This window comes from Botryobacter ruber, from assembly GCF_003347595.2.
In the GTDB taxonomy this organism is placed as follows: Bacteria; Bacteroidota; Bacteroidia; order Cytophagales; family Hymenobacteraceae; genus Pontibacter; species Pontibacter ruber_A.
In genome coordinates this window covers 13,497-31,151 of the sequence record NZ_QCZK02000055.1, presented here as the reverse complement: position 1 = coordinate 31,151, position 17,655 = coordinate 13,497, and the positions used below count along the sequence as shown (strand labels likewise).

The following is a 17,655-nucleotide window of genomic DNA, read 5'->3' as shown; positions in this document are numbered from 1 at the left end:
GTTTAATCGGTGTTTCGTTACCAGCACAGGCCTTCGTAGTTAGGCAGTTGCTCCAGTTCCGGTATCCTTACTAAGTCCACGACAGCAGCTTTTTCAGCTAACAGCTGCAGGTATGAAGCGGCATCGAAGGTGCGGTGGTTTACGATGACTACATCGGCGTTCCGGATGGCGTCTTCCACATCCGCTACAATCAGTTCAGACAGGTGCGGCAGACGCTCGTTGATGAAGGCCTCGTTCGCTCCTATCAGTTTTGACAGCCGCACGTTCTCATCGAAAATCCGGATGTGGTAGCCTTTGCCTATCAGCGTTTCTGCCAGGTCTACGGATGGGCTGTAGCGCAGGTCGTCGGTGCCTTCTTTAAAGCTGAGGCCGATAAAGCAGATGTTTCTTTTCCCGGTTTTGGCTACCAGTTCGTAGGCTACCTTCTTCTGATGCTCATTCGAACCCTCGATACATCCCAGCACCGGTGTCTGCACGTAGTTGTCGTGGCCGAGCGTAACCAGTCCTTTCAGGTCTTTTGGCAGGCAGGAGCCGCCGTAGGCAAAGCCGGGTTTGAAGTAAGCAGGTGAAATATTGAGGTGCGTATCTTTGCAGAACAACTCCATTACCTTGTGCGAATCAATATCCAGCGATTTGCAGATGTTGCCTACTTCGTTAGCGAACGTGATTTTCAAGGCATGGTAGGTGTTGTTCACATACTTGATCAGCTCTGCTATTTTGATGTCGGTAATTTCGATGGGTGCATCCAGGCTGGTGTACAACGACACTACTTTTTCCAAAGCACCTTCATGGTCGCCGCCAATTACCGTAACTGCAGGATGATAATAATCTTTCACTGCTGAACCTTCCCGCAGGAACTCCGGGTTGGAGACAACCGAAAAATGCTCGCCTCTTTTCTTACCGGAAAACTCTTCAATTATTTCACCAATCTTCTGGTTCGTGCCGGGCAACACGGTGCTCCTGATCACCACCGTATGGAAACTATCTTTTGCCCGCAGTGCTTCGCCAATCTGTTCGGCAGTTTTATAAATATAGGAAAGGTTCAGGTGCCCGTGCGGCGAAGAAGGCGTACCCACGCAGATAATGCTTAGTTCCGTGTTTTTCACAGCGTCGGCAGCACTCATCGTAGCCGAGATTCTGCCTTTTTCATAGCCTTCCTTAAAAATAGCATCAATATCTTTTTCCAGAATGGTAGGTTTACCCCTGTTTACCAGTTCTACTTTAAAAGCGCTTACATCTACGCCTGTTACGTGGTGTCCATTTTTAGCCAGACAGCCCAAGCTGACACAGCCAACATACCCTAAGCCAAATACTGAAATTTCCATGTTATTGATATTTATAGTGGTTGATCTGTCCTTTCATGTAGTGGTGAATCTGCTTTTTCATAAAATCCACCATGTCATCCCAGGTCTCCAGCAATTCATTGCGGGTGCTTACCTGTTTCTGCTCGTCAAAACTGGCTGCGATGGTGCTGTTGATGAATGGAAGCGCTTCGCGCTGCGGCAGGTGTTCCAGTATGCCCAGGCCCATCAGCATTTCATTTGCCTTCATGTTCCGGATGCCGCAGTATACGCTCGGCACCCCCAGCATGGCGCCCTCCCGGGCCATACTGTCGCCGGAAGAAATTACCAGCTTCGAGTAGTAAATCAGGGAATGAATATCGCCGACCGGCTCCTCCAGCAGTATCCAGTTTTTGGGAAATTTATGTGCGATGCTTTTATCTTCTAAGGACAACACGACCGTAGCATTCGGATCTATTTCCTGCGAGAGGCTGCACACAATGGCATCTTCCTGGTCGTAGTAGTTAAAGGATTTGTTGCTGACTTCCCGCACGAACACGTACTGGTGCGGCGTAAGGCCATAGCGCTGCAGAATCTGCGTATCCGGTTTAAACCACCGCGGGCTCAGGTAGCTCCATTCCTTCAGGCAGTTAAACGTGGAGGTTTTTTCGGTTTTCTCCACGATCGGCGGAAAGAACAGCTGGTCGGAGAACACGGCGTTCAGGTCGTTGATCTTTCCGCGTTCGGGGTCGTCGTAAAACTGGATAATGGGCACACCCGATACTCGTGCAGCCAGGGCCAGCGGAATACTACTGGCCGCCACACATATGTTGTAGTTGTTTTTCCGGATGAGGTTGAAAAAGGTAAGGGTGCGTTTTACGTTGCCATCCCAGAAAATAGACCACTTGGTGCCTTTGCTGCTCCCCACCGGAATGGTTCTGAAGCCGGCATATTCCTGTGCAATGATCTTGGGCAGTTTTCCTCGTTCCAGGTAGCAGATCGTAACGTCCCAGCCTTCGTCTGCCAGCACCCGCGACAGGTTCTTGAACAGGTTGAGCTGGGCAGGGTGCTTTATATCAATCAGTATCTTCATTTCACATCAATTAAAAACTAAATAATATCATCTTAAACTCAGCAAAAAATATCCTTCTCACGGTTGCACCTGTTGTTGCGGAAGTGGTAAGGCTGTGGTGACTGTGGCTGCAGATCGTATGTCGGCTTAACCGGCCACTTTTTCTTCTTTGTAGTTCAGGGCTTCCCGGTAAATAGCCACTACCCGGTTGGCAATGGTTCCGGCATCCAGCCCTAGCTTTCTTATTCGTTCTTCGCCCCTGGTTCTGCCTTTGGTTTCTGAAAACGCCAGGGCCAGTTTTAGCTTTTCGGCATAATCGCCGGGGTCGAAGGAGGTAGTGTAGCAGCCTTCGGTGTCGCCCATTACCCATTTTACATCGCCCATGTCCGTAGAAACGATTGGGCAGTTGCAGGCCATGGCTTCTTTTACCACATTCGGCGACCCTTCCATCAGCGAGGTGACGGCCAGCACATTTACCGCATTCAGGTATTTGGGTATTTCGGTATGCGGAATCGGGTACGGATTGATCAGCTCCACATCAGGCCTGTTCAGCCTGGCCACCGCCTCCTGCACCAGCTTAAAGTTTTTCCGGACGTTGGTTTTGCTGCCCAGGAACAGCACCTGTTTTTTGCCGTTGTTCAGCCCCAGCTCGTCGCGGTAATCCGTTTCCGACGGCTGAAACTTCTCTTTATTGATGCCATTCGGAACGATATACGACTTGTGCTTGAGGTACACGTAGTCCTCGATGTTCCGGGACTTGGAAATGATGGCTTTTACAAAAGGTTGAATGAGGTAGGTTAACAGAATATTGAGCCTGCTGCTGAACTCGATTTTATTAACGCCAATGTATTCGCCGTAGGCATCGCTGCCCATCAGCGACAGCACGACCGGTGTTTTGCCGGCGGCACCAATAATGGCACTCCAGCCCGAGAGGGTAAAATGGGCATGAATAAGATCGTAGCTGTTGCTTTTCAGGTAATCCCGGAGCTTGAAGCCTGCCTTCACATAGCCTGCTATGCCTTTCCCGATGACCGGAAAATAATCCACCTCCACCCCTGCCCGCACCAGCGACTCTCCCTGCGCTTTGATAAAGGGCACGATATCAAAGCTTTTGTTATTCCCGCTGCACACAAAAAGTACTTTCATAAGCTAATGTTTTAAAATTTTCCGGTTGATTGTCACTTGTTCTATTTTCCTTTTTGTTCGGCAGCCGGATGCCGGACTGCTGGGTATTTATTGGTTTTACAAAGCTGGTACTGTAGCAACACCACGCATGCAGCTGTTTCATCAGGAATAGACCGCTTTCGTTCCTGGCGTGTTTTCTAATGTGCCACTCTGGTAATAGTGGCCCTCCGCCTCCTCCTTGCCTGTTTTTGCTGCCTCGGGCTGCAGCCTGCAGTATTTTATGGAAGAGAGCAGGAGCATCAGCAGCGGCGCATAGGTTAAGGTGCCAATAAAGCGACCGGGCAACAGCACCATCAGAAACACGATCAGGAGCGGATAATACAGCTTCCTGTTATGGTGCAGAATCCTCCTGTTCCCGCTGTAGAAGTAATGCAGGAAAAACATGCTGAACAGGATGACGCCGATGATCCCTGTACTGAAAAAGATCATGTTGATGTCGCTGTGGATCGGGCGGCCCCGTCCGAAGTATTTGGCGCCGAACTCGTAAGTATCGAACAGCTTTACGCCGCACAGCAGCTCCGCCAGGTTCTCCCGTTTCTGGTGGTAGTCCATGATGTAAAGTGTTTCCAGCACCCGTCCTTCCTCCTCATAGGTATCGAGGTTCTGGATGCGCTCCCGTTTCTCGAGCTGCGCCGTGAGCTTTGCCTCGTACAGCGGGTAGGTAAACACCAGCGTGGCCACCAGCACAAAAACCAGCATCACCATCTGAAAAATTATTTTCCGGTTGAGCAGCGTGTACACGAACAGCGCCCCCAGCAGCATTCCCAAAGTGGTCCGACGGGTGTTAATGAGCAGCAGGCAGAGGTTGAGCAGGATAAAGGAAGCATCGGTGGCTTTGATAAGCCAGCTGCGCTCTTTGTTCGTGATGATGTAGTGGATGGCCAGGAACACCACGATCGGAACGACATACATGCGGGAGGTAATCAGGAAGCCGGTCGAGAATTCGTCGGTGTACGATTCCCCGAAGTTAAACACGTTGGCGCTGATGATGTAGAGTGGCAGCGCGATCAGCAGTACCCGGTTATACTTTTCGAACTCCTGCACAAAGTCCACGCTCCTGCCCAGGTGCTTGCCTACCGGAATCAGCAGGAGCGTAATAAACAGTGCCATTAAGTTGCGGGAAGATACCAGTATATCGCCAGAATTTACGATCCACAAAAACACCAGGTAAACAGTGAGGATCAGGAAAATAAAATCGGACTTTTTCAGAACATCAAACCGCATCATGTAAAAGGCGATCAGTGCCAGCGGGATGAGGTAGCGTATGGCAGAATAAATTTTATTTTCTTCGTAAAAACCGTCAAACATGTCGAAAAACACAAAATACACCAACAGCGAGGGTACGAACAGCTTGATGTCGTAGAAGAAGATAATAACCAGCAAAAGCGACAATGCAATCAATATCATAACCCAACTAAACTTAAACTTGTACAAAAGAGGCATTCAAAAACTGCAGAAAACCGGCCGCGTTCTCCTCCGGGCGTTGCCTAGCAGAGAAGATGCATTTGTTCTCACAATCCGATTTCTCGAACAACTGAAACAGGTACGTACTGTATTTATCCAGTTCTTCAAGCCGTTCATCCGGACGCATCCGGTCAAACCGGCTGCGGTTAGTTGGCCGTCCGCTGATCCGTTCCGCAGCAGTCGGCACATCAATATCGAAGTAGATCACGTGGTCTGTTTTAAAATAAAACTGCTTCAGCCGCTTCGGTATTTCCTGGTAAGATTTAAGCCTGAAAATAGTGGCCGACCACACTTCCTGTATGCTCCACTGATCGAGTAATACCACGTCGGCGTTCCTGTCTTTTACAAATTGTTTCAGCACCAGGTCAAACACAGAGAGCCTGCTATACCTGTACACAGCGTTAAAACTGAACACGCCAAAAAAAGCCAGCACGATGGTAAAAAGCATCAGTTTCCGACCTTTGAAAAGGACTGTTTTCCCATAAAAGCTTAGCTTTCGGAGGCTGCCCATTTCGCTCAGGTAATCTTTAACATCCTGCAGCTGGTATACCTGCAGGTTTTTCTCCTTTAACACCTGCGAAAAGTAACTGCAGCTTGTTGTTTTGCCTGCTCCCGGAGGACCGACAAACTCTATTATAGTTGCCACCTTTTGTACCAACGTTGCTTCTTCAAAATTCTCTTTAAGTTTACAGCTTGCTTCCATGCCTTTCTGTAAATGGTAATACAATCAACAATATCAGCGATAGCTGCCCCAGATCTGCTCCTTGATGGTGTAAAGCACTTTGTCCAGCGGCTGCGTGGCATCTACTGTCACTACTTTGCATCTGTCGTCAAACTTCAGGCTCCTGACACCCGCAATCTTGGCTTCCAGGGTTTCGAGTGAGGTTTCGCCCGGCTTCCGGGCTTCCACCACGCCGGCATCTGCTATCAGTTTGAAAAGCACATCCGGCGGACTGTTCTCTGCGGCGGCATATACCTCCGATTCCCATTTGGCGATCTCCCGGAACAGGGGGTTCGAAGACGCAAGCAGGTGGTGCAGCAGCGGGCCATCGTTGTAGCCCATGATCTGGTTCTGCGGAAAACGGTCGCAGATGATGAACATGCCTTTCTCCCGGGCTTCCTGCATGAGCTGCAGGTTCCGGCGCTTTTCGAATGCCACGATCACCGCTTCCGCGCATTTGTACAGGTTCCCCAGCACGCCCCGCTTTCGCACCACCCCCAGGTCGGTGCCTTTTTTCTTCTTTTTGTTTTCTGCACCTGCCACCACAGCCTTTGCACGTAACAGCATCCGCCTGGCCCACGACATATTGCCGTCGCCTCTGCCAAAGTAGATCTTATACACATCCAGCTTCTGCCGGAAAGTGCTCTGCAGGTTAGCCGTTACCGTAGATTTACCCGACCCGTCTGCACCGATCACGGCCACGGCAATCCCTCCACGTGGGTTTATCCGCTGTGACAGGATAGGGCGGTTCAGCAGCCGCGACAGCTTCCGGGACACCCGCACCGTTGCCTCCCGGTACCACCGCAACAGGTTGGCCGTTACAGGAGAATACAGCCTGTTGTTATAGAAGATGTCTTTGATGATAACAGAAAGTTTTAGTAACTCCCGGCGGTTAAAGCCCCCGGTTACCAGTTGATAAATGGGCTTGTAATTCTTAAACATGGTTTTGAGCGTGGCCTTCAGCTGGGCCTCGGTGGTTTTCTGCTTCAGCCACCGGTACTCCTTCAGCACATTTTCGGAGTACTTTACCCGGTTGAACAGGTGCATCATCATCACATCGCGGTTCCGGAGCTTCAGCGCTTCCCTGAAGTAGAGCAGAATCAGCTCATAGGCCGGATCGGAAGTGTAAATCCCGAATGTTTCATCAAAAACGCGGCTGTTCAGAATCCTTTCTTCCAGTTCCAGCTGGTAGCCCTTCAGGTACATTTCGCCCATGGTAAGCCTGAAGTGGGCATGCACATGCACCAGTTTGCCCGATGGCAGGTCCATGCCAATAAAGTCTTCGATATCCTTGTACTGCTTCTGGGTGATGGAACAAAGGCGCTTAAAGCCCAGTTTATCCAGCAGTCCTTCCAGTTGCTCCCGCTGTTCTGCATCGAACAGAATATCCAGGTCGGTATCTCCTGTCATGGAGGCATCGAGGTGTTCGTTGCTCTTCCAATGACAGTATTGGATACCAGCCGTGTGCAACACGTCCAGCAAGTCCCGGATAAGGGCCAGCTTTGGCGTTTGTGAATTGCTTTTAGGAATGGCAACAGGCCGTATGGGTGGGATGATTAGCTCGTCCATGCATTCTGGGTTGGTAATTTTTTAATACGCTTTAAAACCAGTTTGTTAAACAGCTCCTTCAGTTCATGGCTGATCAGCCCGGGGAAGCGCCATATTGCCAACGCCAACAGTATTCCCAGGGCTACACCAGTAACCAGCAACGTCAGGAAGTGTGAGTGAAGATGTAAACGGCACAGCGTTACCAGGGTGTAGCTGGCAATGCCAATCGTCAGCCCCAGTACCAGTCCATGCCAGTGTACCTGCGCCATTTTCAGCCAGCTGACATGGGTGATGCCGAGGCTCAGCTGTGCCATCAGCAGGAAGTTTGTGATCAGCGCCATGGCAACACCTACGGCTACGCCGGGCAGTCCCCAGAACTGGCCAATGTAGGTACCGGCCACCACTAAGACGGCATAAATTACCTGGCGCCAGGCTCTTTTATAGACCGCTCCTGTTGCCCTTGCCAGCGAATCGCTCATTTTATAGCTCATCCTGAACAGCAGGCTGCAGGTCAAAATCTGAAAAGGAAGAATTACCGCTGTCCATTTCGGGCCCAGTAAAACCATGATAATTTCGGGCGCCAGCAGCACCAGCACAATGCTCAGCGGAATGGAAATGGTAGCAATAATGCTCACGCCCGTCAGGTACGCTTTTCCGAGCCGCTGTTTGTCGTCCTGCACCTTGGCCATGGCCGGAAAGAGCGCTTTGTCCAGGGCGGTACCGAACAGGCTGGCCGGCATTACCATAAAGTGATGCGCCCTTCCGTAGATACCCAGCGCCCCGGCTCCCAGCATGCGTCCTACCACCAGGTTATCGCCCTGGTTAGCGAGAAAATTGCCGATCCGGGCCATGGTCATGCCGCCTCCGAAATGAAGCAGTTCCTTAAAGGCATCCAGCTCGAACCCCGGACGCTTGGAAAAAGGCTGAATGAAAAAGATGATAACGGCATGCAGGATAGCCTGTGCCATGTGCGCTGCTACCAGCGCCCACACGCCCCAGCCGAAATAGGCCAGCGTTATGCCAATACCGCCGTAGCCGATGGCATACGAGGCGACATCAACCGCTGCAATTGCCCTGAACTTCATGTTGCGCTGCAGCAGCGCCTGCCCGATCAGGGTAAGCGAATCGACCAGGAAGATCAGGGCCGTTACCCGCAGCACAGGCGTCAGTCCTTCCATTCGGAAAAACACTTCCAGCAGCGGGGCCAGCAGCGCCAGCATGCCGGCAAAGAAGAAGCCCATGAACAGGGAAAGCGTGAAGCCGGTAGTCAGGTGGCGGTCTTCCAGCTCCTTCCGCTGTACAATAGCCGGTCCTACGCCCATCTGGGTAAACATTTTAGAAAACTCCACGACAATTACGGCAATTCCCATGATCCCGAATTCCTTCGGCCCTACCAGCCTGGCCAGCACGGCCAGCACGCCTATTTTCAGCACTACCTGCACACCACTGCCGGTAATCATCCAGAGGAAACCGGTAAGTGTTCGTTCGGTAAGCTTTTTTTCCTGACTCATAGGTTGTGGGGTTTAGTACAAAAATTACACTATCCGCAGCACCTGCTATACGCCCACCGCATTTGCGGCAGCTTTTACTTCTGCCACTTTCCCGGCAGCATAGTAGTTCTTAAACCACTCGGTAAACTTCCTGAGCCCGGCATGAATGGTAGTGTTGGGCTTATAATCGAAATGGTGAATCAGGTCGTCTACGTTGGCCCAGGTGGCAGTAACATCGCCGTCCTGTATGCCCTTCATTTCGATAACCGCTTTGGTACCCATATTTTTTTCGATCTCCCGGATAAAGCTCATCAGTTCTACCGGCGTGTTGTTGCCGATGTTGTAAATACAGTAAGGAGCTGTAGAGCGGGAAGGATCGGGGTTGCTGGCATTCCAGTTTCCATCCGGTTCTGCGGGCTTGTCCATTACATTCATGATGCCGCTGGTGATGTCGTCGATGTAGGTAAAGTCGCGTTTCATTTTACCGTAGTTGAACACCTGGATCGGCTTGTTTTTCAGGATAGCATCTGCAAACAGGAAATAGGCCATATCCGGTCTGCCCCAGGGGCCATACACGGTAAAGAAGCGCAGCCCAGAGGTAGGAATCCGGTAGAGGTGGCTGTAGGTGTGGGCCATCAGTTCGTTTGCCTTTTTGCTGGCCGCGTACAACGACACCGGATGGTCGGTACCGTGCTTCACCGAGAAAGGCATGGTTTCGTTCAGGCCATAAACACTCGAAGAACTGGCGTACACCAAATGTTTTACTTTGTTATAGCGGCTTACCTCTAATATGTTGAGAAAACTGACCAGGTTAGACTGCGCATAGGCATCGGGGTTGGTGATGGAGTAGCGCACACCGGCCTGTGCTGCCAGGTGCACAATTACATCGAACTTCTCACGGTCGCAGAGCGCCACCAGTTCCGGTTTATTTTCCAGGTTCATCCGAATAAACCTGTAGCCGGCATGTTTATAGCTTTGCACCTCCTTATGCCAGTCTACAAGTTCTTCCCGTATTCCGCTTTGCGCCAGCCTGGCAAACTTCAGCTTCGGATCATAATAATCATTTATGTTGTCTACGCCCACTACTTCATCGCCCCTGTCAAGAAGCTGCTCAGCTAAGTGAAAACCAACAAAACCCGCTGTTCCTGTAACTAATACTTTCATCTTCTGAGTGTTTAGATTTATCGCACTGTATTTAGATCTGATTCTTCCGGTGTGTAGTACACTTGAATTGCTATCCCGGCATGAGTCGCCAGGTAGAGGGGGAGTCAGGTGATGGTTTCCGAACATCAGCAAACAGAGCTGTTTCAAACCATGTGTCAGCAGCCTTTCGGAGTGCGGCCAGACTCATTAAAGACAATTTTTTAATATTTAAAGTACAACATTTTATTCTGCGAAAGCTCCGCCTGTGCCGGTCGCTTCCAACAACCAGCTACAAGATGAACAGCTTTCTTCCGGATTTATCCAAACGCTACGCAGCACCTTTCTTCGCCTAAGCTCCTGTTGCCAAACCCACCCGGCACAACAAATCCTTTTGTTTCGGCAGCTACACGACCGGCTGGCGCCTACGCCTTTGCTGTTTTGGTCCTTGACTGGTACACTTTATTTCCATATTTAACTTCGTAACCATAGCCGTAGCCATAGCCATACTTGCCGTTAACAAAGCCTCTGGGTTTAACACCATTGAAAACTATGGCCACGTTGCGCAACGATTTCAGTTTGCCGCTCTGCCCCAGGCGCTGCACAACCTGTTTCGGCGTATGCGCATGCCGCATCACGAGCAGTGTAATGTCGCAGTATTCCGACAGCAGGTACGCGTCTGAAATAAGGTCGACAGGTGGCGTGTCGATGATGATATAATCAAAGGTGTCTTCTAAAAAGGCGAACAGGGTTTCCAGTTTCCCGTTCAGCAGCAGCTCGGTGTGGTCGCCTACATCTGTTCCGGCCGGAATCATGCTCAGGTTTTTAAAAGCCGTCTTCCTGACAATGGCTTCCGGGCGTACCGCTTCGCCGTTCAGGTATTCGATGATACCGGCTTCCTTGTAGAGGTCAAACAGCTGCGAGGTAACAGGATTCCGTAAGTCGAAGTCGAGCAGGGCTACCTGTTTGCCGGAGGCAGAAAGGCTTAGCGCCAGGTTGGTACTCACATAGCTTTTTCCTTCGCCGGGTATGCTGGAGGCAACCATGATTTTCTTTTTGACGAAGGTACGCCCATAGAGCCCCATCGTGGCCCGTAGCTGCCTGAACTGTTCGATCACGGCTGTATCGGCAGGCTCTACAAAAAGGCTTCCTTTCCGGTTGTTTACGCTGGTAAGTTCGCCCACGATAGGCGCACTTATGTTTTCTTCTATTTCGTGCCTGAACAACAGTTTTCCGTTCATTAACTCCCTACCTGTTACCAGCCCGATGCCAAGCCCAAAGGCTACCAGCAGTGCAGACAAGTAGATGTACAGTTTTTTAGGACTTACAGGCAGCACCGAAGCTTCGGCCATATCGATCACCCGGACGTCACCGTCTGTAGGGGCACTCGAGAGCACGGTTTCTTCCCTTTTCTGCAGCAGGAAGCTGTAGGCCTCGTTTTTAATGGACTGCTGGCGGCTGATCTCTATCAGTTCCCTTTCTTTTGCGGGGATTGCCCGCAACTCGGCATTGTACTGGCTGTTGGCGGCAACAATGTTGGCGAGGCTGGTTTTTAAGTTCACCCGCTGGCTGCGGATGTTCTCCAGAATGCCGGGCCTGATACTTGCTATTTCATCCGAAACAGCCATGAGCAAAGGGTTGTTTTCGGCAGTGGTGGGCTTCAGTTTCTGGTACTCGATCTCGGCGGTGTGCAGTTTCTGCAGCACCTGCGATAAAGCCGGATCGCTCACCCCCAGCGTGGAGGGCATAATACCTGCCGTGTTTTTCCTGGAAACCACGTAGCTTTCCACTTTATCCAGCACGGCAAGCTGCAGATTGATTTCGGAAATTTTGCGGTCGTTTTCGCCTACTTTTTCCAGGTAGAGTTTTCCCTGTTCGTTTAAGTTTACAGCTCCCCTGGTGGATTTGTACTGCTCAATTTCACTTTCCAAATCTGTTAACTCCTGCTCGACAAGCCTTATCCTGTCTTCAACAAAGGCAAGGGTCTGGGCTGCCAGCCTGTTTTTGTCGGAGTCGGCTGTTTCGTTGTACGCCCTTATGAGTGTGTTAAGAATATCTTCGCCCCGCTGCGGCACATAATCCTGCATACTCAGGTTAATGACACTGGAAAGCTTGTTGGAGGTTTCGATGGAGATATTCGCCAGCAACAGGTTACTGGCTTTCTTGGGCCTGATGATCGAAAAATACAAAGGCTTTTCTGCAGCATCTGTTTGCTTCTGGTTTTGGATAAACCGGAGCTCCCCAAAAGGCGTCTTAACCCATTTGTTTAACGGATACGCCTTGTTACCAACCGTTACCCGCCTGCCTGCTTCGTCATAGGTAAAGTAAATCTTTTCGAACTCTTTGGCATTTTCCGGCGATTTCAGTTGCAGCCTCACCGGAGAAGTAGTGTAGGCAGGAACTGACTTAAACTTATCCTCTTCAAAAACCGGCGCATACAGCATCAGTTCGTTCACCACTTTGTTCACCAAGGTAAAGGAATGAATCACATTGATTTCATTCTCTACAATGGTGTTGGAGGTGAAGGCATCGATCGCCTCTGTCATTTTAGCATCTTCAACACCTTTCTTTTCATCTTTCACAATAAGTGAAGCCGTTATCGCATAGGAAGGTACTGCAAAATAATGGAGGTAACCCCACGCACCCAACAAGAAAACAACGGATAAAATAACGAACAGCGGCCAGAAGGGCAGGTATTTATGTACTACAGATGAGGCTAAGCTGTCTTCAGAGTTAGTATTGTTTTCCATAACCAAAAACTTAAAAATTACCTTGTCAATCGATCAATACTGATTACTAATAACGACAGAGTGCTAAGTACAATCGGCAGCCACTGTCTGGTCGCACTTACATTCTGTATCTTGGTTTCATTTGGCTCTACATAAAGAATATCATTGGATTTGAGGTAATAGTAAGGAGAAGTAAACAGCTCGTTTGAGGTTAAATCTATTCTGGCAAGCTTTTTCTTCCCGCCTTCCTCCCTGATCAGCAACACATTTTCGCGGTTGGCATATAAGGTTAAGTCACCGGCCATGCCTAACGCTTCCAGCATGGTCACTTTCTCGTTTGGGATAGTCAACACCGAGGGGCGCGCTACCTCCCCCAGCACCGACACCTTGTAGTTCAGGTAACGGATATCTACTATCGGTTCTACCAGTAATTTTCTTTGGACGATCTCCTTCCTGATACCTTCCTGAAACTCTTTTTTCGTTAAACCGGCCGCTTTTATCTTCCCCAGGAAAGGAAACTGGATATAACCATCCTGGTCTACCAGAAAACCCGTTACCGGCGATATGGTGTTTGTTGCTGATGCGTTACGCACCACGGTGGAACCAGAAATATTGAACAGCTCGGATGCTTCCGGGTTCAGGCTGCTGACAGAGATACTCAATAAATCGTTTGGCTGGATTACCGGCTCCAGGTCCTGGGCCGTTGCTAAAAACTCTGCTTCTTTTTGATCAGATGTCTCAGAGAAATAGATTGCTTTTGAATTGGAACAGGCCGAAAGGAACACACAATTCAGCAAGAGCAATGTTACTGCTATAAGATGGTGAATCTTCATAACATAAGGGTTTTTGAGATAGACCAGCTAGCTGGTTTTTAGTAGAACAATTTGCCAGTTATTCCCTTGTTCCGTTCAGGGCACCTGCTGTGCCCGGACAAAAACAGGGATTGTAGTTTTAGCTTTAACTTTTGTATCCTGATTATTTATATAATTTGCTATTCCCAAAGCAGCAACTCCTGAATCAATACCCTGATTGTTAAACTGTTAAGAATAATCTATATAAAATAACAATTAACTAAAATTCAAATAACCTAAATTATTATTAGATAACTACAACAAGATTTAATACGGGTTTAACATTGGCTTAGTTGTAGGCATTCCAGAAAATATTTATTTTTTATTATATTTTTTAATTATTGCTCCGGATGCAGTACCATAATCCCGCATCCGCGTATAATGCGCGTTAAAACATTGACTAACTTTAATTTACTGGCGCAGCGGCTAAAACTGGTCTTGCCCGGCGGCTAAGGCCTGGCAGGCACGGATAATACCAGTTGTGGAGCTGTGGCTGTGGTGGCAGGTGCAGCAGACTTTCCGGTAGCCCACAGGCAGGAGTTAGCCCCCTACCAGGAGCAGAGGCTGTGGTGGCAGGTGCAGCAAACCAGGAACAAGGTACCTGCAGCAACATCCCATAAAAATAGCCTGCCCCGCGTCTTCAGCACAGGTTACTTCTGTGCTGAAAACACGGGGCAGGCTACTGGTTAGCTTGCAGGCTACCGGAAAGTCTGCTGCACCTGCCACCATTCCGTTACCTGCTGCCCGTGCGGCAACCCGAACCGCTTTACCGCCTCCCGCTATCGCTCAACCACCAGCTTCAGGAGCTGGGCTCCTTTGACAGTCTGCAGTCTGACAAAGTAGAGGCCACTGGCCAGGTTAGCGCCGTTAACCTTAACCGTCTGCTGCTCACCCGCCCGGGCCATGCCCTGACCGATAACGGACACCAGCGCTCCTTTACTATCATACAGCGCCAGGGTATACTCCCCTTCCTCCGGCAGCACATAGGTTATCGTAACGTCGGAAACGAAAGGGTTCGGATACGCCAGCAACTCTCCTTGTACTACTTCACCAAACCGGGCAGCCGTAGCGCCAGCAGTTGACGAAGCACTTAAACCGGCGTCACCGTCTCGTGCCAGCACACCCACTGCCTCGCTGCTCGTAGAAGCCAGTATCACTACTTCTGAGCTGAAGTTGGCTTTGATGCTGGTCGGGTTATTGTAGTTACCTTTAATTAAGGTAATGGCAGAACCAAAGGAAATGTTGGCAGTAGCGGACTCCCGGTACAAGATATCGCCGCCATCTTCTACTTCGGTATAAATTACGCGCAGCCGCCCGATTCTTTCGTTCAGGATCACGATAGACCTGGTACCCGACTGCGACACTTCGTAGAGCTTGTCCCAGGAGCCGGAAGGGCGGCGCACCAGCAATGCCAGCTTCGGATAACCGGACCTGTCGTACCCTGTTTTTACGGCGCAATACAGGGTACCATCGCTGGCTACGGCCATGTTCAGGTGGTCGTCGGCCAGGCCGGCGCCAACATCTTTGGCCTCATTCGAGGCAGGCGCTTCATCTGTTCCCCAGTCGGTAGGGCTGGCACCGTCGGTGTGGGTTCTGAAGCCGAAGCGCTCCGTGTTCTGGTTCGACCAGAGCACGCCTATTTTACCGGGCATGGCAATAATGGCGGCAATATCATCGTCGGTTATGCCGGATGCAACAACAATAGGTGAGCTCCAGGAGGAATAGGGCGAATCGCTCCAGCGCACGTTCACATTACTCGTGCCATCGTACACCACCCACATTCTGCCATTGCCATCCATGTCTAACGTAGCCGTTTCCGCCCCTGATTCAAGCGAAAAAGATGCTGCTGAAGTTCTTTTTGACCAGAGTTTGTAGGTCTGGGTTTCGGGAACGTACTCTGCCGATACAACATAGGCATTCGAAGAAGCTCCTCTGTATAAAAGTATATGCACCACATTGCCCACCACCTTACAGTCTGCTTTCGAATTTGTACCGGAGGCAATTTCAAGCACCCTGGTCCAGGTAGTACCGTCCAGTCGCCAGATGTGCGTACCCGATGAGTTGGGCAACACCGCCCAGTGCTTGCCGGCATAAGACCAAGGTTTCGATTGCGGTTTGTCTGCGGTGTTTTTAGATACAGACAAAGGCGTTAAGTCAGTAACAGAGGTAAATCCAGGTCCCTGCGCAACCTGCTGCTGTATGGTATAGGTTTGCCCGTTGGTAAAGCCTCCGCTGATGGCATTGCCTGCCGCATCCACAATGCCCGTACCGCTGGACTTCAGGTCCAACCGCAGCGTTCCTTCTCCTGAAATGGAACTGACGGTAAGGTCATAGGTAGTGCCATCTGTCCCGACCGTGGCCATAGCGTTAGAAGCCAGCGTTCCGCTCACCGATCCGGATGTCCTGGTAACGGTAAAGTCGCCCCGGTCTACGTTGTTAACTTTTTCGGAGAAAGTAACCCGGAAAGTAACAGCAGTAGCGCTGGTTGTCTGGGTAGTGGGCGACTGGCGGTTAATACTCTCCACCACAGGCCGGGTTACATCTGTAGCTGGCGGTGTGCCTGTAACACCTGTCAGTGCCAGGTCAAAAACGATATCGGAGGAACTTGCTTTGGACTGGTGCACCTCTACCGCCAGCACGTTGGTGCCGTTTACAAAAGCAGAAGGACTGATGGTAAAGGCATGTTCGTTACGACCGTCGTCGCTTGCACCAGCGGCCAGCGTGGTATAGGTAACGGTACCGGAGAGGTTGTAGCGGTACACCTCCACCCCGTTCACATACACCACCATGCCGTCGTCGCAATACATGCTGCCGGCAAAGGAGGAGTAGGCGCTGATGTCTGCTACATTCACAGCCTTTCTGAAATAGGTGGTAATGTATTTATTCCCGGAATCGGGGCCATAGTTCACTGTAGTGGAGAGGCCGCTTTCGCCGTAGCCAAACTTACCCGTACCTGTTTTCCAGCTACTGTCGTCGAAAGAGGTGGCACGCCAGGCGGTGCCCTGGTTGGTGCCGTTGTCCAGGTATTTCCAACCGGATTTAAAAGGGAAAGTGGCGTTGTCCACTACCGGCTCCGTCGTTGTCTGCTGAATGATGTACGTCTGCCCGCTGGTAAACCCGCCGCTGATGGCATTGCTGGCCGCATCTGCAATACCTGTACCGCTCGGCTTCAGGTCCAGGCGCAGTTCGCCTTCTCCGGTAATCGAGCTAACGGTAATATCATAGGCTTTTCCGTCTGTTCCCACACCTGCCACAGCACTAACGGTGCCGCTCACGGTTCCCGAAATTTTGGTAAACGTAAAGTCGCCTGCGTCCACACCGGTAACTGCCTCTGAGAAGGTCGCCCGGAAAACAACAGCGGTAGCGCTGGTCGTCTGGGTTGAGGGAGACTGCCGGTTGATACTCACCAGGGTTGGCGCTGTTTCATCCACAGGCGACGAAGTGCCCGCAGTGGCAGACAAAGCCAGGTCAAAAATCAGATCGGAGGAGTTCAGCTTCGACTGGTGTAGCTCCACGGCTATTACATTGGTGCCGCTTGTAAAATAAGAACTGCTGATGGTGAAGGTCTGCTCATCGTGGCCATCGTCGTCTGGGCTGTAGGCAAGGGTGGTGTAGGAAACAGTACCGGTGGGCATGCTGCTGCGGTGTACCTCCACTCCGTTCACATACACCACCAGCCCGTCGTCGCGGTACATACTGCCTGTGAAGGAGGCAAAAGCGCTGATATCGGCGATCGTAATTGTTTTTCTGAAATAGGTGGTGATGTATTTGTTTTTGGAATCGGAGCCATAGTTCACTGTAGTGGAGAGGCCGCTTTCGCCGTAGCCAAACTTGCCCGTGCCTGTTTTCCAGCTACTGTCGTCGAAAGAGGTGGCGCGCCAGGCGGTGCCCTGGTTGGTGCCGTTGTCCAGGTAACTCCAGGTAGAGTTGTAGGGGAAAACAGTTGTCTGAGCGGCTACACTTATGTGAAGCAGGAGTACTAAGATGAGTGAAATGGTAAAAGTTTTCATAGGTAAGATGCAGGTTAGTGTCGAGGATAGAAATAGACGGGACATTCGTAAAAAGCTGCCTTTTAGCAGCTTTTGGTTTGGAGACATTGTCGTTTAAATGCGACACTTAGTAGTTGTGCCACAGATCCCCGGACCTGTGGCACAACGTTTAGTTTAAACTTTCAC

The 17,655-nt window shown here is 50.5% G+C and carries 11 protein-coding genes; all 11 read right to left on the bottom strand.

Features of this window, described 5'->3' with window-relative positions; all coding sequences use genetic code 11:
* Window positions 1–17 precede the first annotated feature (17 nt).
* The 11 genes from DCW36_RS18220 to DCW36_RS18170 all read right to left on the bottom strand — a co-directional run bounded on the left by DCW36_RS18220 (window position 18) and on the right by DCW36_RS18170 (window position 17,490).
* Window positions 18–1,325 (bottom strand): UDP-glucose dehydrogenase family protein, encoded by a 1,308-nt coding sequence (locus DCW36_RS18220; RefSeq protein ID WP_114778206.1) that lies wholly within the window; start codon window positions 1,323–1,325, stop codon window positions 18–20.
* Window position 1,326: 1 nt separating this feature from the next.
* Window positions 1,327–2,373 carry a DUF354 domain-containing protein gene (locus tag DCW36_RS18215; RefSeq protein WP_114778205.1) on the bottom strand — a complete coding sequence of 349 codons (1,047 nt, stop codon included), beginning with the start codon at window positions 2,371–2,373 and terminating at the stop codon, window positions 1,327–1,329.
* A gap of 126 nt (window positions 2,374–2,499) precedes the next feature.
* Entirely contained in the window at window positions 2,500–3,498 is a 999-nt protein-coding gene (locus tag DCW36_RS18210; protein ID WP_114778204.1) for a glycosyltransferase, read from the bottom strand.
* A gap of 141 nt (window positions 3,499–3,639) precedes the next feature.
* Window positions 3,640–4,944, bottom strand: coding sequence for a hypothetical protein (locus DCW36_RS18205; protein ID WP_114778203.1), 1,305 nt, complete (start codon window positions 4,942–4,944; stop codon window positions 3,640–3,642).
* 13 nt (window positions 4,945–4,957) lie between these two features.
* Window positions 4,958–5,704 carry a nucleoside/nucleotide kinase family protein gene (locus DCW36_RS18200; RefSeq protein WP_114778202.1) on the bottom strand — a complete coding sequence of 249 codons (747 nt, stop codon included), beginning with the start codon at window positions 5,702–5,704 and terminating at the stop codon, window positions 4,958–4,960.
* 33 nt (window positions 5,705–5,737) lie between these two features.
* Entirely contained in the window at window positions 5,738–7,291 is a 1,554-nt protein-coding gene (locus tag DCW36_RS18195; RefSeq protein ID WP_125185136.1) for a hypothetical protein, read from the bottom strand.
* Window positions 7,279–8,781: a lipopolysaccharide biosynthesis protein gene (locus tag DCW36_RS18190; RefSeq protein WP_114778200.1), complete on the bottom strand. Its 1,503-nt coding sequence runs from the start codon at window positions 8,779–8,781 to the stop codon at window positions 7,279–7,281. The genes DCW36_RS18195 and DCW36_RS18190 overlap by 13 nt, the downstream gene beginning before the upstream one ends.
* A gap of 45 nt (window positions 8,782–8,826) precedes the next feature.
* Complete coding sequence (locus tag DCW36_RS18185) at window positions 8,827–9,924, bottom strand: NAD-dependent epimerase (RefSeq protein ID WP_114778199.1); 1,098 nt, start codon at window positions 9,922–9,924, stop codon at window positions 8,827–8,829.
* 401 nt (window positions 9,925–10,325) lie between these two features.
* Window positions 10,326–12,650, bottom strand: coding sequence for a GumC family protein (locus DCW36_RS18180; RefSeq protein ID WP_114778455.1), 2,325 nt, complete (start codon window positions 12,648–12,650; stop codon window positions 10,326–10,328).
* A 17-nt stretch (window positions 12,651–12,667) separates the two neighbouring features.
* Window positions 12,668–13,462 carry a polysaccharide biosynthesis/export family protein gene (locus tag DCW36_RS18175; protein ID WP_114778198.1) on the bottom strand — a complete coding sequence of 265 codons (795 nt, stop codon included), beginning with the start codon at window positions 13,460–13,462 and terminating at the stop codon, window positions 12,668–12,670.
* 797 nt (window positions 13,463–14,259) lie between these two features.
* Window positions 14,260–17,490 carry a T9SS type A sorting domain-containing protein gene (locus DCW36_RS18170; RefSeq protein ID WP_164891172.1) on the bottom strand — a complete coding sequence of 1,077 codons (3,231 nt, stop codon included), beginning with the start codon at window positions 17,488–17,490 and terminating at the stop codon, window positions 14,260–14,262.
* Window positions 17,491–17,655: the final 165 nt, after the last annotated feature.